Source organism: Falsibacillus pallidus (assembly GCF_050990905.1).
Classification (GTDB): Bacteria; Bacillota; Bacilli; order Bacillales; family DSM-25281; genus Falsibacillus; species Falsibacillus pallidus_A.
The window spans coordinates 3,127,051-3,149,390 of sequence record NZ_CP158866.1; the positions used below are offsets into that span (position 1 = coordinate 3,127,051).

Annotated in this window: 27 protein-coding genes; 10 read left to right on the forward strand and 17 right to left on the reverse strand. The window is 43.0% G+C overall.

Annotated features, from left to right (window positions below; all coding sequences use genetic code 11):
• Nucleotides 1-25: 25 nt before the first annotated feature.
• Complete coding sequence (locus ABTV07_RS16455) at nucleotides 26-1,243, reverse strand: NAD(P)/FAD-dependent oxidoreductase (RefSeq protein ID WP_433751314.1); 1,218 nt, start codon at nucleotides 1,241-1,243, stop codon at nucleotides 26-28.
• A gap of 371 nt (nucleotides 1,244-1,614) precedes the next feature.
• On the opposite strand from ABTV07_RS16455, the gene yumC reads away from it, so the two are divergent.
• Nucleotides 1,615-2,610 carry a ferredoxin--NADP reductase 2 gene (gene yumC, locus ABTV07_RS16460; RefSeq protein WP_433744136.1) on the forward strand — a complete coding sequence of 332 codons (996 nt, stop codon included), beginning with the start codon at nucleotides 1,615-1,617 and terminating at the stop codon, nucleotides 2,608-2,610.
• 151 nt (nucleotides 2,611-2,761) lie between these two features.
• Nucleotides 2,762-3,403 carry an SDR family oxidoreductase gene (locus ABTV07_RS16465; RefSeq protein WP_433744139.1) on the forward strand — a complete coding sequence of 214 codons (642 nt, stop codon included), beginning with the start codon at nucleotides 2,762-2,764 and terminating at the stop codon, nucleotides 3,401-3,403.
• 33 nt (nucleotides 3,404-3,436) lie between these two features.
• Here the strand turns inward: ABTV07_RS16465 and ABTV07_RS16470 are convergent, their stop codons facing one another.
• Nucleotides 3,437-4,297: a hypothetical protein gene (locus ABTV07_RS16470; RefSeq protein ID WP_433744142.1), complete on the reverse strand. Its 861-nt coding sequence runs from the start codon at nucleotides 4,295-4,297 to the stop codon at nucleotides 3,437-3,439.
• Nucleotides 4,298-4,421: 124 nt separating this feature from the next.
• Nucleotides 4,422-4,733, reverse strand: coding sequence for a HesB/IscA family protein (locus ABTV07_RS16475; protein ID WP_433751317.1), 312 nt, complete (start codon nucleotides 4,731-4,733; stop codon nucleotides 4,422-4,424).
• 254 nt (nucleotides 4,734-4,987) lie between these two features.
• Here ABTV07_RS16475 and ABTV07_RS16480 point away from each other — a divergent pair, with 254 nt between their 5' ends.
• A complete protein-coding gene (locus ABTV07_RS16480) occupies nucleotides 4,988-5,680 on the forward strand; it encodes a DUF2225 domain-containing protein (protein WP_433744145.1) in 693 nt (230 codons plus the stop codon).
• A 49-nt stretch (nucleotides 5,681-5,729) separates the two neighbouring features.
• Here the strand turns inward: ABTV07_RS16480 and ABTV07_RS16485 are convergent, their stop codons facing one another.
• Nucleotides 5,730-5,966 carry a YuzB family protein gene (locus ABTV07_RS16485; RefSeq protein WP_433744148.1) on the reverse strand — a complete coding sequence of 79 codons (237 nt, stop codon included), beginning with the start codon at nucleotides 5,964-5,966 and terminating at the stop codon, nucleotides 5,730-5,732.
• Between the two features lie 264 nt (nucleotides 5,967-6,230).
• Here ABTV07_RS16485 and ABTV07_RS16490 point away from each other — a divergent pair, with 264 nt between their 5' ends.
• Complete coding sequence (locus ABTV07_RS16490; RefSeq protein ID WP_433744151.1) at nucleotides 6,231-7,298, forward strand: NAD(P)/FAD-dependent oxidoreductase; 1,068 nt, start codon at nucleotides 6,231-6,233, stop codon at nucleotides 7,296-7,298.
• Between the two features lie 185 nt (nucleotides 7,299-7,483).
• On the opposite strand, the gene ABTV07_RS16495 is transcribed toward ABTV07_RS16490, so the two are convergent.
• Nucleotides 7,484-7,807: a YuzD family protein gene (locus ABTV07_RS16495; RefSeq protein WP_433744154.1), complete on the reverse strand. Its 324-nt coding sequence runs from the start codon at nucleotides 7,805-7,807 to the stop codon at nucleotides 7,484-7,486.
• 145 nt (nucleotides 7,808-7,952) lie between these two features.
• Between ABTV07_RS16495 and ABTV07_RS16500 the strand changes: the two genes are divergently transcribed.
• A complete protein-coding gene (locus tag ABTV07_RS16500) occupies nucleotides 7,953-8,189 on the forward strand; it encodes a NifU family protein (protein WP_114746123.1) in 237 nt (78 codons plus the stop codon).
• 50 nt (nucleotides 8,190-8,239) lie between these two features.
• Here ABTV07_RS16500 and ABTV07_RS16505 read toward each other — a convergent pair whose 3' ends face one another.
• Nucleotides 8,240-9,214 (reverse strand): 2-hydroxyacid dehydrogenase, encoded by a 975-nt coding sequence (locus tag ABTV07_RS16505; RefSeq protein WP_433744157.1) that lies wholly within the window; start codon nucleotides 9,212-9,214, stop codon nucleotides 8,240-8,242.
• A gap of 64 nt (nucleotides 9,215-9,278) precedes the next feature.
• On the reverse strand, nucleotides 9,279-10,286 hold the full coding sequence (yutH, locus tag ABTV07_RS16510; protein ID WP_433744160.1) for a spore coat putative kinase YutH: 1,008 nt from the start codon (nucleotides 10,284-10,286) through the stop codon (nucleotides 9,279-9,281).
• Between the two features lie 182 nt (nucleotides 10,287-10,468).
• Here yutH and ABTV07_RS16515 point away from each other — a divergent pair, with 182 nt between their 5' ends.
• Nucleotides 10,469-10,969, forward strand: coding sequence for a phosphatidylglycerophosphatase A family protein (locus tag ABTV07_RS16515; RefSeq protein ID WP_114746120.1), 501 nt, complete (start codon nucleotides 10,469-10,471; stop codon nucleotides 10,967-10,969).
• 60 nt (nucleotides 10,970-11,029) lie between these two features.
• On the opposite strand, the gene ABTV07_RS16520 is transcribed toward ABTV07_RS16515, so the two are convergent.
• Nucleotides 11,030-11,794, reverse strand: coding sequence for a TIGR01457 family HAD-type hydrolase (locus ABTV07_RS16520; protein ID WP_433744163.1), 765 nt, complete (start codon nucleotides 11,792-11,794; stop codon nucleotides 11,030-11,032).
• Nucleotides 11,795-11,896: 102 nt separating this feature from the next.
• Nucleotides 11,897-12,334: a DUF86 domain-containing protein gene (locus ABTV07_RS16525; protein WP_433744166.1), complete on the reverse strand. Its 438-nt coding sequence runs from the start codon at nucleotides 12,332-12,334 to the stop codon at nucleotides 11,897-11,899.
• Nucleotides 12,335-12,465: 131 nt separating this feature from the next.
• Here ABTV07_RS16525 and ABTV07_RS16530 point away from each other — a divergent pair, with 131 nt between their 5' ends.
• A complete protein-coding gene (locus tag ABTV07_RS16530; RefSeq protein ID WP_433744169.1) occupies nucleotides 12,466-12,735 on the forward strand; it encodes a DUF3055 domain-containing protein in 270 nt (89 codons plus the stop codon).
• Nucleotides 12,736-12,979: 244 nt separating this feature from the next.
• Nucleotides 12,980-13,291, forward strand: a complete 312-nt coding sequence (locus tag ABTV07_RS16535; protein ID WP_433744172.1) for a cytosolic protein — start codon at nucleotides 12,980-12,982, stop codon at nucleotides 13,289-13,291.
• A 59-nt stretch (nucleotides 13,292-13,350) separates the two neighbouring features.
• Here ABTV07_RS16535 and ABTV07_RS16540 read toward each other — a convergent pair whose 3' ends face one another.
• Nucleotides 13,351-13,635: a YutD family protein gene (locus ABTV07_RS16540; protein ID WP_433744174.1), complete on the reverse strand. Its 285-nt coding sequence runs from the start codon at nucleotides 13,633-13,635 to the stop codon at nucleotides 13,351-13,353.
• Between the two features lie 105 nt (nucleotides 13,636-13,740).
• On the opposite strand from ABTV07_RS16540, the gene ABTV07_RS16545 reads away from it, so the two are divergent.
• A complete protein-coding gene (locus tag ABTV07_RS16545; protein WP_433744177.1) occupies nucleotides 13,741-14,463 on the forward strand; it encodes a YhcN/YlaJ family sporulation lipoprotein in 723 nt (240 codons plus the stop codon).
• Nucleotides 14,464-14,505: 42 nt separating this feature from the next.
• Here the strand turns inward: ABTV07_RS16545 and lipA are convergent, their stop codons facing one another.
• Nucleotides 14,506-15,429, reverse strand: coding sequence for a lipoyl synthase (gene lipA, locus ABTV07_RS16550; protein ID WP_433744180.1), 924 nt, complete (start codon nucleotides 15,427-15,429; stop codon nucleotides 14,506-14,508).
• Nucleotides 15,430-15,717: 288 nt separating this feature from the next.
• On the opposite strand from lipA, the gene ABTV07_RS16555 reads away from it, so the two are divergent.
• Nucleotides 15,718-16,689: a M23 family metallopeptidase gene (locus tag ABTV07_RS16555; RefSeq protein ID WP_433744183.1), complete on the forward strand. Its 972-nt coding sequence runs from the start codon at nucleotides 15,718-15,720 to the stop codon at nucleotides 16,687-16,689.
• 56 nt (nucleotides 16,690-16,745) lie between these two features.
• On the opposite strand, the gene ABTV07_RS16560 is transcribed toward ABTV07_RS16555, so the two are convergent.
• From ABTV07_RS16560 to ABTV07_RS16585, 6 genes are all read right to left on the reverse strand, one after another.
• Entirely contained in the window at nucleotides 16,746-17,612 is an 867-nt protein-coding gene (locus ABTV07_RS16560; protein ID WP_433751320.1) for an IS3 family transposase, read from the reverse strand.
• Nucleotides 17,613-17,614: 2 nt separating this feature from the next.
• Nucleotides 17,615-17,929, reverse strand: a complete 315-nt coding sequence (locus tag ABTV07_RS16565; protein ID WP_433744186.1) for a transposase — start codon at nucleotides 17,927-17,929, stop codon at nucleotides 17,615-17,617.
• Nucleotides 17,930-18,441: 512 nt separating this feature from the next.
• Nucleotides 18,442-18,558, reverse strand: coding sequence for a methionine/alanine import family NSS transporter small subunit (locus ABTV07_RS16570; protein WP_114746112.1), 117 nt, complete (start codon nucleotides 18,556-18,558; stop codon nucleotides 18,442-18,444).
• Entirely contained in the window at nucleotides 18,558-20,072 is a 1,515-nt protein-coding gene (locus ABTV07_RS16575) for a sodium-dependent transporter (protein ID WP_433744189.1), read from the reverse strand. Before ABTV07_RS16575 ends, ABTV07_RS16570 begins: the two co-directional genes overlap by 1 nt.
• A 268-nt stretch (nucleotides 20,073-20,340) precedes the next feature.
• Entirely contained in the window at nucleotides 20,341-21,102 is a 762-nt protein-coding gene (gene yunB / locus ABTV07_RS16580) for a sporulation protein YunB (protein WP_433744192.1), read from the reverse strand.
• Nucleotides 21,103-21,162: 60 nt separating this feature from the next.
• Nucleotides 21,163-22,269, reverse strand: a complete 1,107-nt coding sequence (locus ABTV07_RS16585; RefSeq protein WP_433744195.1) for an HD-GYP domain-containing protein — start codon at nucleotides 22,267-22,269, stop codon at nucleotides 21,163-21,165.
• Nucleotides 22,270-22,340: the final 71 nt, after the last annotated feature.

Genomic DNA, 22,340 nt, shown 5'->3' on the forward strand with positions numbered 1-22,340 from the left:
TGCCTTTTATTATAAACGATTCGGCTTAGAAAAATTTGAATTTACCTTTTTTGAATACAAGGCCAGCTCCGCCAACCATGTAAAGCGAACGGTTATCAATAACTTTTTTCATGAAAGAAGCTTTTGTTCCCATAAGCTTTTTGCCGTATACAACTCCGATTGCATCGTCTTCACCCAATGAGCAGACAGTACCTTTGATATCCGGAGTGAATGTTTCCAATTCTTCGTTTCCATGAAGAAGGGCTTTAATGTTGCGAGCCACAGCTTCACCCTGCTGCATTGCAATTTGTGCAGTCGGCGGGTATGGACGGTTGATTTCTTCATTGATGATCAAAGAAGAATCACCGATGACAAAGATGTTGTCATGGCCTGGAGCACGAAGGTCAGGCTGTACTTTTACACGTGCACGCATGTTTTCGATGTCTGCTTTTTCAATGATGTGGCTTCCGCGTACACCGGCTGCCCAGACAACTGTACCAGCTTTGATCTCTTCTGGTTCGCTTTCTCCTTTAGCTACAATGATGCCTTCTGGAGTTGCTTCTTTGATAGCTGTTCCGATTTTGAACTCGATGCCTTTTTTCTCAAGCTTTGCAACAGCATATTTAACTAGTTCTTCGTCGAAGCCAGGAAGTACCATTGGTGCTGCTTCAACACATACCACGCGGACTTTCTGGAAGTCGACATCGTATTCATGGCAAAGTTCAGGGATGCGGTTTGCAAGTTCACCAAGGAACTCGATGCCCGTAAATCCAGCTCCACCGACAACGATTGTCAAACGCTCGTCCTTTTTATGCTCTTCTGTTTGATAAGTAGCGAATTGGTATTCAATGTGTTCGCGGATTTGACGTGCATTGTTCACATTTGTGATAGTGAACGCATATTCGTTCAAGCCTTTGATGCCAAAAGTTTCGGCTTCGCCGCCTAATGCGAATACAAGATAGTCATAATCCACTTCACCAGTGCTTAGGATGACTTTTTTCTCTGCAGTGTTGATATCTTCAACAGTCGCTTGGATGAATTCTACTTTATTTCGGTCGATGACAGAACTTACATCATAGCGTACACGGTCATGATGAAGAGTTCCTGCGGACGCTTCATGCAGCCAAGTTGTTTCATAATGGTAATCGTTCTTGTTAACCAAAACGATTTCTGCTTCGTTGACCCCTACAAGCTTCTGTAGACGGGTAACTGTCATTAAACCGCCGTAACCTGCACCTAAAACTACAATTTTAGCCTTTTTCAAATGAATCACTTCCACCTTTTGAATTTGTTGTGTGATTAATGCTATTAGCATCCACCGCCACACCAGATTTTATTTGTTTAATTTTCCGCACCAAAGTATGTGATGCACTTCACGAATGATAATAAAAAAATGCACGAAAAATGTCATAAAATAATTACATAATGCCTCCATTACATATTATTCTTTTTAGTATTCTTTTTCAAGATATATATAGGAAATAACAAAAGATAAGAATATTATGAAAAACCAATCAAATCAATCAGTCTTTTGACTGATTTTTCGAAATATTAAAAGCGTTCATTGCCACTCTTTTTATTTAATATGATAAAATATAAGAATAAAAATTGATGGTTCGAATTGGAGGGAGCTCATTGAAAGAAGATCAAAAAATATATGATATTACGATTATCGGCGGCGGTCCTACCGGCCTTTTTACTGCGTTCTATGGTGGAATGAGACAGGCATCCGTAAAAATCATTGAAAGTCTTCCACAGCTGGGCGGCCAGCTGTCTGCTCTATATCCCGAAAAATACATTTATGATGTGGCGGGATTTCCAAAAATCCGCGCACAGGAATTAGTCAACAATCTAAAAGAACAGATGAAAAAATTCGAATCGACCGTATGTCTGGAGCAGTCTGTTGAAGACCTTGAAAAGCAGGCAGATGGGGTTTTTAAGATTACTACAGATAAAGAAGTCCATTACTCCAAAACCGTCATCATCACAGCTGGGAACGGTGCATTTCAGCCGCGCAGGCTCGAATTGGAAGAATCCAAAAAATATGAAGGGAAAAACCTCCATTACTTCGTGGATGACCTGCAAGCCTTCGCGGGTAAAAAAGTGGTCATTTGCGGCGGCGGGGATTCAGCTGTCGACTGGGCGCTGATGCTCGAACCTATTGCTGAAAAAGTGACGATTGTCCATAGACGGGATAAGTTCAGGGCCCATGAACACAGCGTAGAAAACATGGAGAATTCAAAAGTCGAGATCAAGACTCCTTTTGTACCTACGGAAATAATCGGGGATGAAGAAGGGATCAAACAGCTCGTTCTCGAAGAAGTGCGAGGAGAGGAAAAAGCCGTCATCGATCTTGATTCCTTGATTGTAAACTTCGGTTTTGTATCCTCACTTGGCCCAATCAAGAATTGGGGCCTTGAAATCGAAAAGAATTCCATTGTGGTCAATTCCAAAATGGAAACCAACATCCCTGGCATTTATGCTGCAGGAGACATCTGTACATATGACGGGAAAGTAAAACTGATTGCCTGTGGATTCGGCGAGGCTCCTACAGCCGTCAACAATGCAAAAGCGTACATGGATCCAAAAGCAAGGATTCAGCCGATGCACAGCACATCCATGTTTGAATAAATAATTTTCTATACGCTGCCTGTATTCTGGCGGCGTTTTTTATAGGTTTTTTTAAACATTCCACACATACCCCGAAAGATTCCCTCTTGTTTAATTAAAATCGCAAAGGGTACACAAACTAATAGAGACTTTACAGTAAAGGGTGATAAATATGAACGTACTTGTAATCGGAGCAAACGGAAAAACCGGCAGGATGGTCGTGAAGTATCTAGCGGAAAGCAACAACCATTTGGTTAAAGCCATGATTCGAAAATCGGAGCAGACGGAAGAAATGGAAAAGCTGGGGGCAAAACCAGTAGTGGCAGACTTAGAACAGGACTTTGAATATGCTGCTGAAGATGTCAATGCAATCATTTTTGCCGCTGGATCCGGCTCGAAGACCGGTCCTGACAAGACGACTTCCGTCGATGAAGAAGGGGCAAAAAGAGCGGTCGATATTGCCAAAAAGAAAGGAATCGAACGTTTCGTCATGCTTAGTTCCATGGGAGCAGACAATCCATCGGCGGGTTCAGAAGGGATGCAGCACTACCTGCATGCAAAACACAGCGCCGATGAACATCTGAAAGCGAGCGGATTGAAATACACCATCGTCCGGCCTGGCGCTTTAACCGACGATGCTGCTTCAGGCAAGATCCAAGCAGCTGAAAAAATCCAGGATCGAAATACGGATATTTCACGTGAAAATGTGGCAAAAGTTCTCGTGGAATCGCTAAACATGGAAAATCTTCATTATAAAACGTTCGAGATTCTGAACGGTGATGTAGAAATTCATACCGCATTGAAGAATTTATAATAAGGGAGGCCTTTGGCCATCCCTTTTTTAGTTCTATCCATTATACCGGATACATTGATCTTGGTTCATCGATTCAAAATTCCGGAACTCCCCTGGATGCCATCCGTTCTGCAAGGCGTAACGGTCGGATTCAAAAAGGCCTCCAAGGCCTCCTCCTGATGATCCGCCCCCCGGGAATCCGCCGGGCAACTGACCTTGGCCCATTCCACCCTGAGGACTCCCGGCGGGTCCCCCTGGCATTTGACCGATCTGTCCAAATGGACTGCCTTGCCCGCTTTGACCCATTCCTCCAGGCAGACCGCCTTGACCGCCAGGCATCTGCCCGATTTGTCCCATTGGTCCGCCCTGTCCGCCCTGACCCATGCCGCCCGCTTGACCACCTTGGCCGCCAAACATCTGCCCGATTTGTCCCATTGGTCCACCTTGCTGTCCACTTTGGCCACCCTGCTGGCCTCCTTGTGCACCACCGGAAGGCTGTCCTTGTCCTCCCTGCTGGCCTTGCCCGCCGGAAAATTGGCCAAGCATTTTCTGCAGTTCTTCCATCGAAGGAGGTTTAGCCTGCTGGCCTCCCCCTTTCTTTCCTCCACCATCGCCTGAATCCTTTTTCTTGTCTTTTCCCCCATTGCCGCCATCCCCTTTAACTTTAGGAGGCGAATCGAGATTTTCCACCTTTTGTATATCTTTAATATTGGATTGATTCAACGTTAATTCAGGAAAACTTAAAAAAACAGCTGTCCCATTATTTTTATCAATCCTAATGAGAAATACTTCCTTTTGGGCATTATTTGTATACGTCAACTTCGTCCATTTATATAATTGAGGCTTTAAGTCATCCGCAGAATTCACGCGGGATTCTCCCCAAAATGCAGCTGACTGATATGGATGAATGAACATTCTTCTCTCCCCTTGAAATGAAATTGGCATTCACCCATATCATATGCATGACGACTGCTCGGATGTGAAATGAGTATACGAAAAAACGCGTGGATCCGATAGTGAAACCACGCGTTATATCTTATCAACAGTTTTCCGGCGTTCCGGCATTCTTAGCCGTCCTGAAAGATGATCCACATCCGCACGAAGCGATGGCATTTGGATTATCGATTGTGAAGCCCCCGCCCATCAAGGATTGTTTATAGTCAATTTTCGTTCCCTTAAGGATCGGAGCGTCTTGTGAACTGACCAATACTTTTATTCCGAAATAGTCATGTTCGATATCGCCTTCTTTTTTCTCATGATCAAATCCCATACCATAAGACAGGCCGCTGCAGCCTCCCCCATTGACAGATACCCGGATGTAGGCACCTTCCTCTTCATTTTCTTTAATCATGTCTTTTATATGAAAAGCTGCTGCTTCCGTAATATTGACAACTTGTTCTTGTTCCAAAAGAATGCACCTCCCTGCAAGTTCTTTATTCTCAGTATATACCCTATGCTTTGAACTCTCAACAATCCTGTATTCTTTGAAAACATTTCTAAATCATTCCTTCCAAATAGTTCTTTTTACCCTTATTTGATGTATAATAGATTCAACAAATAAGACAAAAGAACGAGGAACAACATCCCGGGAAGGAGGAGATTCTGATGAGTGAAGTCACTCCATTTTTTGAGAGGAAATTAGATTGCCCGCTTTGCAAACATTCTTTCAAAACGACAAAGATCCGGTCCCGCTTCATAAAGCTGGAACGGCACGACAGCGACTTTTGCCCCATTTATAAAGATGGCGGCGTCAATCCTTTATTGTACAACGTCCATGTATGCCCATCATGCGGCTACTCCTATACCGATGAATTTCAAACTTTTTTTGTTCCCATTATAAGGGAAGAACTTGAAGAAAAAGTGGCCAAGCAATGGACTCCACAGGATTTCGGCGGGGAGCGGACGATTGCCAAGGCAGTGAATGCCTATAAATTAGCCATTTACTGCGGGATTATCCGCCGGGAGAAAAAAGTCACAATAGCAGGGTTGTATTTACGCATCGCCTGGCTTTACCGCCTCGCCTCCATGTACGCAGAGGAAGCGAGATTTTTGAAGCTTGCTGCCCATGAGTACACGGAATCCTACTCCATGGATGATTTTTCAGGGACGCAAATGTCCGAAGTCCGCATTTTATATATGATTGCTGAACTCCAGCGAAGGATGGGCAACCGTGATGCTGCTGTTTTATATTTCTCGAAAATTATTGAGAAACAGCAAAGCACCACGGATCGGAAAGTCGTTGATATGGCCAGGGAACGCTGGCAGGAAATGCGCGAAACCATGAAGACGGCACTATAGACTTGTATAAAGAAAGGGGAGCCCGACAAATTCGGCCTCCCCTTTTATATTAAAACATCGGATTTTCTTCTAAAAATTGATAGATTTCATCCACTAAAGCCTTGGGTGTATCTGCACTGACCACTTCGCCATTGACTAGCGCATAAAAGGATGCAGCACATTTTCCACAATAGCCAAGACACCCATATTCAATGATATCCAAATTAGGGTCCCGCTCCAATATTTCCAAAGCTTCCTGAGCACCGCTCGCTAAGTTGCTGATGCAAAATTCAATTATAGGCTTCACTAGCAATCACCTCTCTACTAATTGATAATCCTACATCTTTTCCATTCTTTCGTCAATGAATCCCGCTCCAGCCAATTGTATGTCAGATTATCGAGATTTTTGCCTATTTCTGTTGTGAATCTGCCCATATTTCGATATACTTTTTATGAAATTACTATAGGGAAATACAATTTCCTCCGTATTAGACATCATATTGAAAATGCTTTCTTTGCAAAACACCATCATACTAGCGCATAAGTCGATAGCAAAAGAGGAGAAATAACTATGAAAAAACTAGTCCTGCTTGGCGGCGGATACGGTAATATGCGAGTGCTGCTCAGGCTTCTTCCAAACCAATTGCCCGAAGACGTTTCCATTACCTTAATTGATAAAGTTCCTTATCACTGTTTAAAGACCGAGTATTATGCCCTGGCTGCGGGCACCATTTCCGATCACCATATCCGGGTGTCGTTCCCAGAGCATCCAAGACTTTCCGTCAAATACGGAGAGGTCACAAAGGTTTCCACAGATGAGAAATTAGTTTATCTAAAAGATGACGAAGCTGTCTCTTATGACGATTTGATCATTGGACTCGGCTGTGAGGACAAGTACCATAATGTTCCTGGTGCTAATGAATTCACTTACAGCATTCAATCCATTGAAAAATCAAGGGCTACGTACCATACGCTGAACAACCTCCCTGCTAAATCTGTTGTTGGAATTGTGGGCGCTGGCCTCAGCGGCGTTGAGCTTGCAAGCGAGCTCCGCGAAAGCCGTCCAGATTTGAATATTAAACTATTTGACCGTGGAAAAGTGATCCTGTCCGCGTTCCCGGAACGTTTAAGCAAGTATGTACAAGGCTGGTTTGAAGAACACGGTGTTGAAATTGTCAACAATGCGAACATCACGAAAGTGGAGCCAAACATCGTCTACAATCATGATGACCCTATCCTGTGTGATGCCATTGTGTGGACAGCCGGGATCCAGCCAGTCGGCATCGTCCGTGATATGGAAGTAGAAAAGGATCCATCCGGAAGGGTCGTCCTTTCTAAATATCATTCACTTCCAAACGATGATCATGTATATGTAGTCGGTGACTGTGCAAGCCTACCTCATGCCCCGAGTGCACAGCTTGCAGAGGGCCAGGCAGAGCAGATCGTACAAGTACTGATGAAACGCTGGAATAACGAAGAACTTCCAGAAGAGCTGCCGCAGATCAAAGTAAAAGGCGTCCTTGGCTCCCTTGGGAAAAAACAAGGATTCGGCCTATTGAATGGCCGAGGTGTAACAGGCCGTGTAGCCCGGCTCTTGAAGTCAGGCATTCTTTGGATGTATAAATACCATAACGGTTAAGAGAAAAGCGGAAGCGCCCTGAAAAGCCCCGACTTGCATAAGACGGACCTCTACGGAAATCCTGATTTCCGTAGAGGTTCTCCTTATGACTCGAGGGGCTGGGCGCTGGAGCTGGACAAAGAGAAATGAAAAGCCGCACCATCCTATTATAGGAGAGTGCGGCTTTTTTGATTTATTAAAAGATGTTAACCTGCCGTATATCCGTATTTCTCGAATTCCGAATAGACCATTTTAAGCTTAGGGTTCCCTTCCCCGATAATTGCACCCTCCACCAGGACGACAGGATAGAACATATCTTCCTCGATCACCCTCGCAGCAAATGCTCTCACCACTTCTTCTTCAGGTGGATTATAAATATCAATATAGCGGATTATGAAATTCTGATTTGGATACTTTCTCGCCAATGCCGCTTCCAGCCATTCATATGTCTCTTTTGATGAAGGCAGATTAACGCAGCTTGCACAGATCTGATCTGTGCCATAAATTTGAATTTCGACTTCTTTTCTCATCCCAGCCCCTCCTTTTCATCCTTATTGTACAAAAAAAATGAAATTTTCTAAACTGTGAAAAGCTCCCAGCCCAAATACGATATCCATGGATAGATTTTTTTCCCTCATGTTATTATAATAGGAGTATGGAAAGGAGTCGATAGACATGTCTGAAGAAATGATGAAGGAACAAGTCCAAGAAGTACTAGATAAATTGCGTCCATTCTTATTGCGCGACGGCGGTGACTGTGAACTGGTCGACGTGGATGAAGGAATCGTAAAACTTCGCTTATTGGGTGCATGCGGAAGCTGCCCAAGTTCTACCATTACATTAAAAGCAGGTATTGAACGTGCATTGCTGGAAGAAGTTCCAGGAGTTGTGGAAGTAGAACAAGTATTCTAATCAATCAACCTTAAATAGTTTAGCGGATGGCTTTTACGCCATCCGCTTTTTTATTTCAACCATTCTTTATTGACGAGCGTCTTTGGATTTTTTCCATTCAGGACGTTTTCGATATTCTCTGCACAAAGCTCCATCATGGTCATCCTTGTCTCGACCGAGGAGCTTCCGATGTGCGGAAGGGCAAGGACATTAGGAAGGGATAGCAGCGGGTGATCATGGCTGATTGGTTCATAAGTGAATACGTCTAAACCGGCACCTGCAATTTCCCCTTCTTTCAACGCTTTGAGCAAAGCATCTTCATCAACGATCGGCCCCCGTGCTGCATTGATAAAATAAGCGGAGGATTTCATTTTTGAAAAAGACTCTGCATTGAATGCACCTTTTGTTTCCGGTGTCAAAGGCGCGAGACAAACAATGAAATCAGAAGATGACAACAATTCATCAAACTCAACATAGGAAGCCCCAAGCTGATTCTCTGCCTCTGTCTTTCGGCTTCTGTTGTGATAAAGAATGTCCATGTTGAAGCCTTTGGCACGTCTTGCAACGGCTTCCCCTATACTTCCCATTCCATAAATCCCAATGGTTTTGCCGTAAATGTCCCCGCCGGCAAGAAGCAATGGAGACCAGCTTTTCCATTTCCCTTCTTTCACGAACTGGGCTGCTTCCCCTATCCTTCTGGCCGTTCCCATCAACAAGGCAAACGTAAGATCGGCTGTTGTTTCGGTTAAAACATCAGGAGTATTGCATACAGCAATTCCACGCTCTGTGGCAGCCTGGATGTCAATATTATCAAAGCCGACAGCTAAATTGGCGACTACTTTCAACCGGCTCGCGCCTTGGAGCAATTCTGCATCAATTTTATCTGACAGCATCGTCAGAAGTGCATCTGCCTCTTTCGACTGTTCGATGATCCATTCACGGGGGGCACTTGCTTCCTCTGAGTCCCACATCGCAACTTGATAATTATCCTGTAAGGCATCAATGGCCTCTGCCGGCAATTTTCGTGTAATCACTATTTTTCTCATGGCTGATTCCCTTCCTTGTTTTTCTATTATTTTAACATAATGAAGGAAATGCCACTTAATTCAACTACTTCTTCAGCCACTGAATTTCCGGAATCGACATCTTTTTGAGTGGAACGTCGGCAATGCGATAAAAATTCCCTAAAAATGCTTCATATTCCCTCGACGTCTTCATCATTCTTTCCAACTTATCTTCCAGCTGCTTTTGAGTCTGTTCCGATGAAGCGGTGAAATAATCTTCAATGCACTCAAAATAGTGAATCGGAAACAGCAGTCTTGCATAAATCAATCTCCATGAAAAAGCGGTCAGCGGGGAGACTGATTCATATTCTTGCAGAAATGATCGAATATCCGGTTGAAATGTTCGATTCTGGCTGAAATACCTCTCCCTTATCCATTCGGAGATGTCCCGGGAGGCATGGTCAAAAACCCAGTCAAAAGGATCTTTCATACAGATTTCCGTTCCCCATGTACTTTCATGGAATCGGACATGGCACACCGTACCGGCATCTGAATCCCGCGTTTCTTCATCCATCTCAGTATCGACGAGATATTGGATGGCATTCTCTGCGAGACCCATATAGTAGGGATAGGATTCTATGAAAAGCCTGCTGAATTCACGGTCCGGACGCTCCGTCAAATAATTGTTCCATACCCCTTCCATTTGATCCAGCCGCTTTTCCCAAAGTGACTTCCATTCTCCGATTCGGCTGCAGCTCTTGATGACCTTTTCGATGCTCCTTCCCCTATCATGGAACCTAGCCAGCTTCCTGCCAAGCTTTGTGGAAGGAACAACTGGATGTGGGGCATTTCCTAAAACCACATAATCCACTTCATCTTCTGTTACGAGAAACTTTTCATTTGTACTCGCGACAAACCTGGAAACATACCTGTCCCCTTCTTTACTCAGATGCTCGGACATCTCATATAATTCAACAAGCGTGTCTTCTTCTACATGAGTCACCGGTACCACCGTATACAAAACGCCGCCTGAAATATATCTCATTTGATTTCTTACCATGTAAGACTGCTCTGGCTGTATGCCGAAATGTTTCTGAAGAATATCGGACATCATCTCATTCCTCTCTTCACCGTTCTTTATTTCTATTTATATGTGGCGTTCTAATCTTCTTGATGAGAAATGTGAATAATTAGAGGATATTAGGAAATAAAATTGAAATGATATGTAATGGTTCTATACATCTTGGACAAATTCATACCTTTGAAATACAAATACTTATAGAAAAGGTGACGGATATGAGCGGAAAAAATGCAATGAGCATGTCTGAACAGACTGCAAGAAAGTGGCTTCTGGAACGTGGAGTTGAAATCAAGGACATCGCTGAACTGGTCATGTTTCTGCAGCATAAATATCATGATGATCTGCAAATTGAGGAATGCATCGATAATATCGAACGCGTCCTTTCAAAACGGGAGGTTCAAAACGCCATTTTGACAGGCATCCAGTTGGACATCCTTGCCGAAAAAGGCATGCTTGAAGAGCCTCTTCAATCCATTATTGAAGCCGATGAAGGATTATATGGGGTAGATGAAATCCTGGCATTTTCCATTGTGAATGTCTATGGTTCCATTGGCTTCACCAATTATGGATATGTGGATAAGTTGAAGCCTGGGATCCTAAAAGACTTGAATGATAAATCCAGCGGCAAGTGCCACACGTTCCTCGATGATATCGTCGGGGCTATCGCAGCAGCAGCCTCCAGCAGGCTTGCCCACCGTACGGAAAAAGCTGAGTAGAGAACACATAAAAAAGGTATAATCCCTTTCAATAAGAGGATTATACCTTTTTAATTCCGCTTAAATATCCCAATCAGACAAGCTGTTCACTGTATATGTCGGCTGCTGGCCATATGTTTTCAAGTCTTCTACAGATGTCACGCCTGTATGGACGAGGAGCGTATCCAACCCCGCATTCATGCCGGCAAGGATATCCGTGTGGTAGTTGTCCCCCACCATCAATGTCTCTTCTTTCGGGATGCCCAATACTTCCAGTGCCTGTTCCATAATGATGGATTCTGGCTTTCCAATGAAGATCGGTTCCGTTTGGGTTGAAACCGTGACGACACTTGTGAGAGATCCGTTCCCCGGAAGAAGGCCGCGCTCAGTTGGAATGGCGATATCCCCATTTGTGGAGATAAAGGTGGCGCCATTTCTTACACCGAGACATGCCAATGCCAATTTTTCATAGGAGATGGAGCGATCGATTCCTACGACTACAAAATCAGGTTTTTCTTCCACTAAGCTCAACCCGCGTTCTTCAAGCGCGGTGCGTATGCCTTCCTCTCCGATTACATAAATGGAGGCATCGTTCTTTTTCTCGAAAATGTAATTAGCCGTTGCCATAGAAGTGGTGAATACTTGGTCAGGCTCCGCTGGAATATCAAAATCCCTGAGCTTTGCTGCCACTTGATCCGGCCGTCTTGAAGAATTATTGGTCACAAATAAGTAAGGAATTCCTTTCTGATTAAGGCGGTGCACAAAATCCCCGGCTTCTTCAATTTTTTCTTTTCCTCTATACATTGTCCCATCAAGATCGATCAAATATCCTTTATATTCTTTCATAATCCTCTTCCCTTTCACACGTTGTCATAATGAAAATGTACCCGATCCAAACAAATTTATCCTAAATCGGTAAATGAAAAAACGCTTTCATAAGAGAAAGCGTCAGTTTTTGAAGGCTGATACTGGACCCAGCTCATTGGTTAAATAGCTTCGAACGCAATCAGCGAATGTTTGAAGGGATGAAAACTCGTTTGAGAAAATCCGTTCAACTTCTTCATGGTCCACATCGGTATATTGCTGTACAAGCATTTTGCGGCATCCCACAACTTTTACCAAGCCACCTTGCATATCCTTTGTAATGACTTTTTCATCTTCAAGGATGTCCACAATATCTTCATAGCTACCCGGGTCGCGCATGATGAACCCATCAATCATGGAATTTCCTGCATCTAGGATACATTCGATGATCGTATGCGCTGCTCGTTCAAATGCAGCCTTTTCAATTTCACTGCTGCTATTTTTAACCTGCTCAAACAGTCCAAGCTGTTTTTCCATAAAAGCCAATGTATGTTCAATATGTTCCCGATCGACAAAGTACACTGCAAGCACCCTTCCTTTTCAATTGCTTCCATCCGTATTTTATCATAAATTGCCCGCGTATTCTTCTCCTACTCCTTTTCCATCAAATTTGTTAAGATGAAATGAGAAATGTGAAAAAGGAGCGAACAAGTATGTCAGAACGATTTTATCTTTATGATGATCTTGAAAATACGAAGACACGGTTCGTCAGTTTCATGGGCGAAAACCAACGATTTGATTTGGCAATCGTACGCAGTGAACGCCATTATGGCAAGCAGCTGGTCCTGGATATGCAAGGCAGCCGATTTGCCATCCTCGGACCTGACGATTTAGAAGAAGAAGGATATTTGGAACATGCTTTTAACATGAACGAGGAAGAAGCAGCAGAATTAAAGGAATTTTTATCTGAGTTCATCTGTTAACGGATATGTATGATAAAGAAATGCCCTCCGCATAATAAAGGCAAGGCTGTTTTCGTAAACATTGTTGTTAAAATCTTAAAGCCGATTTTAACGTCAAAATACCTATTTTGCACGTTGGGATGGATTATCCAGGCTCTTTTCTAGCTGAATTTTCTGTATTGATTGCAAAGTTATCCTATTTTAATGCATAAAAGCAGCAAACCATGTGAAAAGAGCCTAAGGCAAAGAAACGGAGGGCTGCATCATGAACGATGAAAGAGATCCAGGAATGGACAAAGAAGAAGAAAAATACTCGGATTTTTCCAATGTAGAAACGCAGAGGAACTTCCTCGTTCCGGAAATCACTCCTGAAGGACCTTATGGAGCTCCGCGCGGAAAATACACCCCTGTCGAAAATAAATCGACTCCATGGAAAGAAGGGCAGCGCTATTACAGTGCTTTCAATTATGAATTCAAATCTCTCCATCAGGATATCCCGAGACAGGAACCGGGTGCCCACCCCACTCATGACGACCCTGAGCGAAATGAAGAGCCGCCATATACTGAAAATGAATAACACTGTTTAAAAACAGAAACGAGCCCAGACAGTTGCAGTCGGCTCGTTTTTCCTATTTCTTATGCTTTCTTGGCGTTGACTTTCTTGGCTACAAAATAAGCGCACCCGAAGTTGCAGTATTCATAAAGATAATCATTCAATGTACTGATTTTAGTATCGTAGCTCGCCTTTTGGTTTTGATCATCGAAAAAGCCTTTAAGCCTTAATTGGCCATAACCCCAATCCCCGACAATAAAATCATATTTAGTCAAAATTTCACTGTAGCGATTGCGGAAAGCCTCTTCATTGAATCCTTCGCGGAATTCATGCTCAATTTCATAGCAGTGATTATTGATGCAAATCATTGCTTCACCCACCTTCAAATTTGCTCTTACTATAAATTATAACTGATTCCCCATCAATTACTAAGCAAAATTCATAAAACAGTGGTCATTCTAGTAAATGAGGGGGTGTTACAATTGAGGAAGAATACCATCGTCGCCTCCATTTTGGGCGTTGCTCTTTTAAGTGCCTGTCAAAATAAAGCTGCAGATGACAATCACTTATTCCACGACAACGGCAATACCATCAATGTGAGTGACCGACCTGAATTATACAACGAAAACCTTGCAAATAATAAAAGCAAGCATGCCGAGAACTTCGGCTATGTGCGCCAGCAAAAAAGTCCAATCATGAATGAGGGCATCAACTATCAGGAAATCTATGCCATCAATCGTGAGAAAACCGCAGATACCATCAGTAAAATGGCTGTCGGCACTCTGCCGAAAGTCCATGACTGTTCTACACTTGTAACGGATCACGAGGTGCTCATCGCCTACAAAACAGATGCCAAGGGCAAGAAAGAAAGAAATGACGTGGCCGACCAAGTCAAAAAGACAGCATTATCTGTCGTTCCAGGCTGGTACCACGTATATGTCACGGACGATCCAACCCTGATGCGGAATGTAGAGAATATCGCATCCATGGATTCGAACATGGCCAATGTCCATGACGTCATCCGGGATACAGCAAACTTGATGTTGAAGCGATCCCCTCAGGGACATATCCTTAGCAAGGGCGTCAACGAAAACAACGAAATGATCGGTGAAATGAACGACCTCACCGATACTGACGAGTACAACCAAAAAAGCAAACAGGGCGCCGGCAAGGGTTCCAAAAGTATGATGGATTAAAGAAAAATCCCCGAGACTATTTTCTCGGGGATTTTCACATTATTATGCTTGTTGCTGCTGGATTTCTTTTTCGCCCATTTCCTGCTTCGCTTTTGTCGCAGCATTGACCTGCTCATCAGCATGGTAAGAAGAACGGACAAGCGGACCAGCTTCACAGTGGCTGAATCCTTTGCTCATAGCAATTTCTTTTAATTCAGCAAATTCATCCGGATGGTAATATTTTTTAACTTTCAAATGTTTTTTGGATGGCTGCAGATATTGGCCGATTGCCATGATATCTACGTTATTTGCACGAAGGTCATCCATTGTTTCGATGATTTCCTCTTTTGTTTCACCAAGACCGACCATGATGCTTGATTTTGTCGGGATATCCGGCTGCATTTCTTTTGCACGGCGGAGGAATTCCAATGTACGGTCATATGTTGCACGAGCACGGACACGCGGAGTCAAGCTGCGAACCGTTTCGATATTATGATTTAAAATATCAGGACGTGCATCCATGAGCATCTTCAGGTTCTCATAAACCCCACCCATATCGGAAGGAAGAACTTCGATGCTTGTAAAAGGATTTTTCCGGCGGATCGCGCGGACGGTTTCAGCAAAGACAGCAGCTCCACCGTCTTTTAAATCATCGCGGGCAACAGCTGTTACTACAACGTGCTTCAAATTCATCAATTGAACTGAATCTGCTACACGTTCAGGCTCTTGCCAGTCAAGTTCAGTCGGCAGACCGGTTTTAACAGCACAGAAACGGCATGCACGTGTACATACATCTCCAAGAATCATGAATGTAGCTGTGCGTCTTACAGCCCAGCATTCGTGGATGTTTGGACATTTTGCTTCCTCACACACGGTGTGAAGATTATTTTCGCGCATCATTTTCTTAAGGCCAGTATAGTTTTCGTTTGTGTTTAGCTTTATTTTTAACCAATCTGGTTTACGTAAATGTTCTTCTCTTTTGCTCATGCTTTCATCTCCGATCATAATCTGTTGTTTGGGCCAAGACAGCAATAGAGTCATCAAGAACCTCAGAACATTGAAAAAGCAGCTCATTTCACTGCATGCTTCCTCAACAAACTGACCTTTCATTTATGTAAAGAAATCAGGTAAAAGGTCTTCCTACACATGTCACTTTAACATACTAAAACTGCATAGACAAGCTTCGAATATTACCATTACCATTTATTGATATTTATGAAAATACGCTGTCATCGCCAAACTATATACATGCTGCTGCATGAGGAGGAGACCCTTTTGAGAACTGTACTGATACTAATTATTCTTTTGGCAGGTTTCCTGCCATCGATGGCTTTTGCAAAAGAAAGCGATGCGGATGTTTATAGAGAAAGAATGGCGTTATATAGAAAGATGGATGCCTTGACCCAGATTCCTTGGTATTATTATGCCGCCATCGATCAATATGAGAGAAGCATCCGATCTGTCAGAAGGGATCTGCCGAAAGCGGATGGATTGACTGCCATCTATATAAAAAATCAAGAATGGGCAGGTTATCTCAATCCAAATCCTGATGCCAAGGATCTTCTATCCATCACCATTTTCAATGGAAAAGGCGTGGATGGAAACGGGGATGGGGTTGCAGATATGACTACTGGAGAAGATGTATTATTTGCAATGGCACAATTCCTGCAGCCTTACGGATCGGATGAAGAAAATTTCCGGATTGCACTTTGGGATTATTATAAAAGAGATAAGGCTGTAAGCTTGATCATGGAGAAAGCGCAGCTTTACAAGACGTTTGGGAAATTGGAGTTAGACGAAAAAGCATTTCCTCTGCCCTCACGCTTCAATTACAGCTACAAGAATACTTGGGGAGATGCACGAGGCTGGGGCGGCAGGCGGATCCACGAAGGCACGGATATTTTTGCCGACTACGGCGTCCCTGTCCGTGCAACCTGCTATGGGGTCATCGAAATGAAAGGCTGGAACAAATACGGAGGCTGGCGCCTTGGTATTCGGGATATCAATAACACTTACCACTACTTTGCCCATTTAAGCGGATTTGCTAAAGACCTGCAAGTAGGTGGTGTGGTGAAGCCTGGCCAGTTGATTGGAGGAGTAGGAAGCTCAGGATACGGACCTCCTGGCACATCGGGCAAATTCCCTCCACATCTCCACTACGGAATGTATAAAGACAACGGCCTGATTGAATGGTCATTCGATCCATATCCTTACTTGCGTATATGGGAGCGGAATAACCAATCATAATAACAAAGTGACAGTGGTCTACCCCCCAATTAATGGACAAACGAAAATACGACAGTTTATACCGCCTTTTTAAACTGTGAATAAAACTTTGAAGGAGATACGTATCCAAGCTTTTTTTGGATGCGTTTCTTATTGTAACGAATATACTTCCTTAAATTTCTCTCAATCGTACCTGCTGTTGTATTGGGATAAAAATGTGGGAATTCCGTCTTTAATTGTGAAAAGAAGCTCTCAATGACCGCGTTATCCCAACAATTCGCTTTTCTAGACATGCTGGGAGTGAATTTGAGCTGCTTCATAAGTTTGTGATACTCAAATGAACGATAAACACTTCCTTGATCACTATGAATTAAAACATTTTCTAACGACTTTAACTTTCGTTTTTTTCGTGCATTTTGAATAGTTTCACGAATAAGATCCGTATTTGGGCTAGTGCTAACTTCGAAGCCAATCACTTCGCGATTATACAAATCCATTAAAGAAGAAATATAAAACTTTTGATTGTCGATGCTTATTTCTGTCTTATCGGTCACCCATTTTTGATTTGGAAGCAGAGCGTCAAATTGTCGATTCAATCCATTTTCATACACATATCCAGCTGATTGCTCTTTTGTTACCTTCGTTGACTTCTTTCTTCTGACAACCGCCCTTAAATTGCTTTCTGCCATGATTTTCGCGACCTTCTTATGATTAATTATCGTCCCGTTGGCTTTTAATTCCTTCGCAATCCTTTTGGACCCGAAGGTTCCCTTTTGTTTGAAGAACTCTTTTCTTACCTTCTCTACCTTCTCTATTTCCTCCTTGGATGGAGGAGACTTTGGGCGATTACGATACGCATAATATCCACTTTTAGACACTCCCAGCACCGCACATAATCGTTCCACTATATAATCCTTTCTCAAGTACTCAATCGCTTCATAAATATCTACTTTTGATTTTTGAGAAAGGCCTCGAACTTTTTTAAGATTTCAATGGTTTCCTTTTGCTCTCTCACTTGTTTTTCTAAATCCCGAATTCGTTTTTGATCTTCCGTAACAGGTGATTGAGTGATGGATCGAGGATTAATTAACCCTTCTCTTCCATTTTCTTTATACGCTATAACCCAACGATTAACCGTATCTCTATGAACACCTAAATCGTGCGCCACTGAAGCAACAGACTCCCCATCATTCATTACTTTTAAAACAGCCTTCAATCTATTTTCGACACTTGCATGTGGTGTTTTTCGTTTTTTAGTCATGGTAATCTTCCCCCGAATAATTAGACTTGTCGTATATTCATCATATCTTATTTGTCCATTATAAGGGGGGAGAGCACAGGCACTCCCCGTTTTTTGTCGAATTATGACAGAATCTTGGGAGATGCCTTCAAAAAAGGGTTATAGCTACCTTGCGTTTAGTGCAGAACTTATCACTGGCGCATAGGATAACGTCTTTCGCGCATAAGCCGTAGCGGCTGGCGCATAGCCGGGATTTTTTCGCGCATAGAACTTGCAAAATGGCGCATAAACAGAGGTTTCTCGCGCATAGACCGTAGGAAGAATGGGATTAGCCCCTGATTTACCGGTTTTTTTTCTTCATTTTTTCCTTAGGATAGACATTTCCCCCAAACTTTGCATACATTTTATCGCTCTAACCTAATTTTTGAGACATTTTATTGTAATTTCCCTCACACGCTTGATTCAATTTCATTATTTTTTCAAGACATAAAAAAACCGGCCCTCTATTAGAAGAGGACCGGTTTTCATTCATCTTATAAAGAAGATTTTGAGGCTTTAGCTTTTCGGACTGCATGGAGAATGCTCGCTCCGAGTCCTCCCCAAATGATTACCATACCGATGATCATCATGACTACTGCTGAAGCGTCCATTAGCTTGAAACCTCCTTATCTGATGCCGGTACTTCGATTTTGCTGCCCGGCCAGGATTTTCTTGAAATCAGAACAGCGATGAGAATGGCGCCAAGTGCTACAGACCATCCATAGTTGAATAAGAAGTCTGCTGGATAGTCGCCATATCCGTTTACAATACGTTCTTTGAATTTACCGTACATCATGTAGCCTAAAACGATTGGGGTAATGATCGATAAACAGATCTTCCACCATGCGCCAAGCTTGATGTCAGAGATTGCATCCGCATGCTGCTTCAATGGATTTAGCTGCTTCACGAACCATGCGAAGAAGACAACTTCGAACAATCCTGCTAATGCAACTCCGAATTGATTGATGAATTCATCTGTTACATCAAGGAAGTTCAATCCGCCTTGAGTGGCGAAGAATAATGAAATCAAAGCTGACAGACCGCCGCCGACTGAAACAGCCAATTTACGGGATACATTGAATTTCTCCTGAACCCCTGCAATGAATGTTTCAACAATGGAGATCAGTGATGATAATCCTGCAAGAACTAAACAGAAGAAGAATAAGAATCCAAACAATCCATTTAATGCAGGGAATTGGTTGATGATTTCCGGGAAGACGGCAAATGCCAGGATGACACCGCTGCTTACCACTTTATCGACTGGAACACCTTGCTGATGCGCCATGAAACCAAGTGCTGCGAAAACACCGATACCAGCTAATAATTCAACGCTGGAGTTCGCAAATCCTGTAATAAAGGCATTATTAGTGATATCCGATTTTTTTGGAAGATAGCTTGAGTAAGTAACCATGATAGCGAATGCAATGGATAGCGAGAAGAAGATCTGTCCATATGCGGCCACCCATACCTGCGGCTTGGCAATCATGTCCCAATTTGGTTTGAAGAATGCATTCAATCCATCTACTGCGCCTTCAAGAGTCAACGCGCGAACAACAATAATCAAGAATAAAACAACAAGTGCTGGAATCATAATTTTGTTCGCTTTTTCGATACCTTTCTTGACGCCTGCAAAAAGGATTGCTAATGTAACGACCCAAGTAATGATCAATGGGATAAGGACGCCAGGCACCAAACTTCCTACCTCTCCTGCTTTAGCGACTTTCAAGTAGTCTGAAACCAAGAAATTGACGGTGTCTCCCTGACCCCAGGAAAGTTTAAATGAAAATACTGAGTAAGACATTGCCCATGCAATGATGACGGAATAATAAGTCGAGATGACAAATGCAATGGCTACTTGCCACCAGCCCATCCATTCTGCACCGCGGCGAACCCGTGCATAAGATAACGGAGCTGATCCACGATGCTTGTGCCCGATGGTAAATTCAAGAATTAAAAGCGGAATCCCCGCAGTTAAAAGGGCAAATAAGTACGGAAGAAAGAATGCCCCTCCACCATTGTCATATGCTGTTCCTGGAAAACGCCAAATATTCCCTAAACCTACTGCCGAGCCGATTGCTGCAAGGACAAAGCCGGCCCTTGTCCCCCACTGTGGACGATTATCCATCATATTCCCCCCTGTTTTCTCCTCCAACTCAAGTACCAAAGAATTGGAATTTTTTATATTATCTGATTATTTAATATAATCTAAAATCAAGTATATATGCATTTAAAATGCTTGTCAAAACAATATTTAAAATTTTTTCAGGATAGTACGTAGACATAAAATCTATCGGTTTTTACTATATTAATTAGTTAAAGGAGCATTTGGAAATTATTGTAGACATAATAAAAAGGCCGAATTGGCCTTTTTATCTCTGAATTTTTATTAGTTCCTACGACCCAGGCAGTTGAATGGAAGGATTGGCTTTTCCATTTCCGTTATAATACTGAGGGACTTTGCCAGGGAACAGGGTGAATCCAATCGGGATATTTTGTTCGTACTTCGTCATCTTTGTCGCAAACGGGATGATCATCTGGACATTTACTTCAACATGGACATAGAAATAGATGAAAGTATTGTTAATCCCACGGTCTTGGATATTATATTTGATATCCGTCTCTACATCCCCGATTGCATGGAAGCGGATGGGGATTTTTGGCCCGAGGTTCCCAAGGAGGGCATTATTCGTCGCCTGTCCAAGGGGAACCAGATAGACGATTCCTTGCTTTTTAGCCGTCTCTTCTTTATCTATTTCCACATCTGTCAGGGTATCAAGCACTGACAGATTTCCCTTTTCTGCTTCCTTAAGATTCTCTTGAACAAGGGTCTGCGTCTGTTCCAAAACCGTATTCATGACTTTCGTGTTGAAATTGATGATGGGCATCCCGTCCGAACTGCCGCTTGGGATGGATTCAATTAGATCCTCCCCCATCAGACTGGCGACTTTTTTATTGATGGCTTTGCTGATGACCAGCGCGGCGATTTTTTTCGTTTCAGATTCCGCGTACTTAGTGAGAGTAGGTTTCAGCCCGGCATTGACAATCCATAATCCTGCCACCGTAGAAAAAATAAAGAAGACAAATGTAAGAAGAAAAACATAGCGGGTTGGAAGCGGTCCTGGCCGCCGGGGTTTGACACTATGGAATTTAGCCACAAAAAATTCCCCCTTTACAAGCTATATCTATGCTTGAACAGGAGGAATTAACGCAAGAAATTATTTCGCAACGGGACTTTTCCAATCCACATCACAGCTCTGGATCATGACATCCAATTCTGTTTTCAGATCAATTTCATATGGGTCCTGAAGTTCACGGCCATCTTCTTCAATGATCCTGATGACCGGCCTTTCAGTCAGACCAGGGTTTTGCTTCGATACAATTCCTTTTCTGGAATCATTCAACAGGACAGTCATGCCATTTGGATAGATGGTTACGGACCTTCTGAATGCATCAACAATTTCTGGTTCGAACAATGTTCCGGAACCGGCATATAAAACCTCCAGCCCCTCATGCGGCAGAAGGGCATCCCTATACACCCTGTTGGAAGTGACAGCATCAAACACATCCGCTACGGCAATGATTTTGGCATATTCATGCATTTCCTTGCCGTTCAATCCCCTTGGGTAGCCTGATCCATCCAGCCGCTCGTGGTGCTGAAATGCACAGTGGGCGACCAAAAGGGGAACTGTATGGAGCTGCCTTAAAATGTCGAATCCAAAATCAGTATGTTTTTTGACGACTTCAAATTCGTCCCCTGTCAGCTTACCGGGCTTCATAAGAATGTCTTCCGGCACCATCATCTTTCCTACGTCATGCAGTATGGCGCCAAGTCCGATGGTTTCCAGGCTCTTGCTTGAATAGCCTAATTCCATAGCCACTGCAAGCGTGTAGAGAGTGACATTGAACGAATGTTGAAAAATATACGAATCATATATATACACGTCTGTTAAAATCGTGAGAAGGTCCCGGTTCCCTTTGATTTCATCCAAAAGGCCCTTGATGATATCCTTGAATATCTTAGAATTCTGATCCAGTAAAAAGCTTCTTTTCGACTTGTTTTCTGCCTGCATATCTGTAAAAGCTGCTTCTACCGTCTGGATCGCTTTATGCTTGACGGAAGCGGGGATTGTGTCCTTGACTTTAATCCCTGCGGATAAAGAGTCTTCAATATAGACATATTTGATATCGAGTTCGACCAAACGTTTGATCAAAGAGGTCTTCAATTCTACTTTTTCCTGCAGCAGTACTTGTCCTACTTGGTTGTACACTGCACTAGCCAAAATCATGCCAGGTTCCAACGACCTTGTGGATATAAGCCTCATAGGATTCTCCTAATCTTTATCTTTGAAAGTTTTTCTTTTTCCGACATTATTTTCTAGTTTCTCATTATATA

Bases quoted from the DNA above. Each gene is read 5' to 3' on its own strand.
- yutH (WP_433744160.1), bottom strand. From the start codon at position 10,286: ATGATGTCCGATATTCTTCAGAAACATTTCGGCATACAGCCAGAGCAG.
- ABTV07_RS16480 (WP_433744145.1), top strand. From the start codon at position 4,988: ATGAGTGAAGTCACTCCATTTTTTGAGAGGAAATTAGATTGCCCGCTT.
- ABTV07_RS16470 (WP_433744142.1), bottom strand. From the start codon at position 4,297: ATGTTCATTCATCCATATCAGTCAGCTGCATTTTGGGGAGAATCCCGC.
- ABTV07_RS16520 (WP_433744163.1), bottom strand. From the start codon at position 11,794: ATGAAAGAATATAAAGGATATTTGATCGATCTTGATGGGACAATGTAT.
- ABTV07_RS16565 (WP_433744186.1), bottom strand. From the start codon at position 17,929: ATGACTAAAAAACGAAAAACACCACATGCAAGTGTCGAAAATAGATTG.
- ABTV07_RS16585 (WP_433744195.1), bottom strand. From the start codon at position 22,269: ATGAGGCTTATATCCACAAGGTCGTTGGAACCTGGCATGATTTTGGCT.
- lipA (WP_433744180.1), bottom strand. From the start codon at position 15,429: ATGAGCAAAAGAGAAGAACATTTACGTAAACCAGATTGGTTAAAAATA.
- ABTV07_RS16475 (WP_433751317.1), bottom strand. From the start codon at position 4,733: ATGATTAAAGAAAATGAAGAGGAAGGTGCCTACATCCGGGTATCTGTC.
- ABTV07_RS16535 (WP_433744172.1), top strand. From the start codon at position 12,980: ATGAACGATGAAAGAGATCCAGGAATGGACAAAGAAGAAGAAAAATAC.
- ABTV07_RS16465 (WP_433744139.1), top strand. From the start codon at position 2,762: ATGAACGTACTTGTAATCGGAGCAAACGGAAAAACCGGCAGGATGGTC.
- ABTV07_RS16500 (WP_114746123.1), top strand. From the start codon at position 7,953: ATGTCTGAAGAAATGATGAAGGAACAAGTCCAAGAAGTACTAGATAAA.
- ABTV07_RS16570 (WP_114746112.1), bottom strand. From the start codon at position 18,558: ATGGACGCTTCAGCAGTAGTCATGATGATCATCGGTATGGTAATCATT.
- ABTV07_RS16575 (WP_433744189.1), bottom strand. From the start codon at position 20,072: ATGGATAATCGTCCACAGTGGGGGACAAGGGCCGGCTTTGTCCTTGCA.
- ABTV07_RS16490 (WP_433744151.1), top strand. From the start codon at position 6,231: ATGAAAAAACTAGTCCTGCTTGGCGGCGGATACGGTAATATGCGAGTG.
- ABTV07_RS16530 (WP_433744169.1), top strand. From the start codon at position 12,466: ATGTCAGAACGATTTTATCTTTATGATGATCTTGAAAATACGAAGACA.
- ABTV07_RS16515 (WP_114746120.1), top strand. From the start codon at position 10,469: ATGAGCGGAAAAAATGCAATGAGCATGTCTGAACAGACTGCAAGAAAG.
- ABTV07_RS16540 (WP_433744174.1), bottom strand. From the start codon at position 13,635: ATGATTTGCATCAATAATCACTGCTATGAAATTGAGCATGAATTCCGC.
- ABTV07_RS16505 (WP_433744157.1), bottom strand. From the start codon at position 9,214: ATGAGAAAAATAGTGATTACACGAAAATTGCCGGCAGAGGCCATTGAT.
- ABTV07_RS16495 (WP_433744154.1), bottom strand. From the start codon at position 7,807: ATGAGAAAAGAAGTCGAAATTCAAATTTATGGCACAGATCAGATCTGT.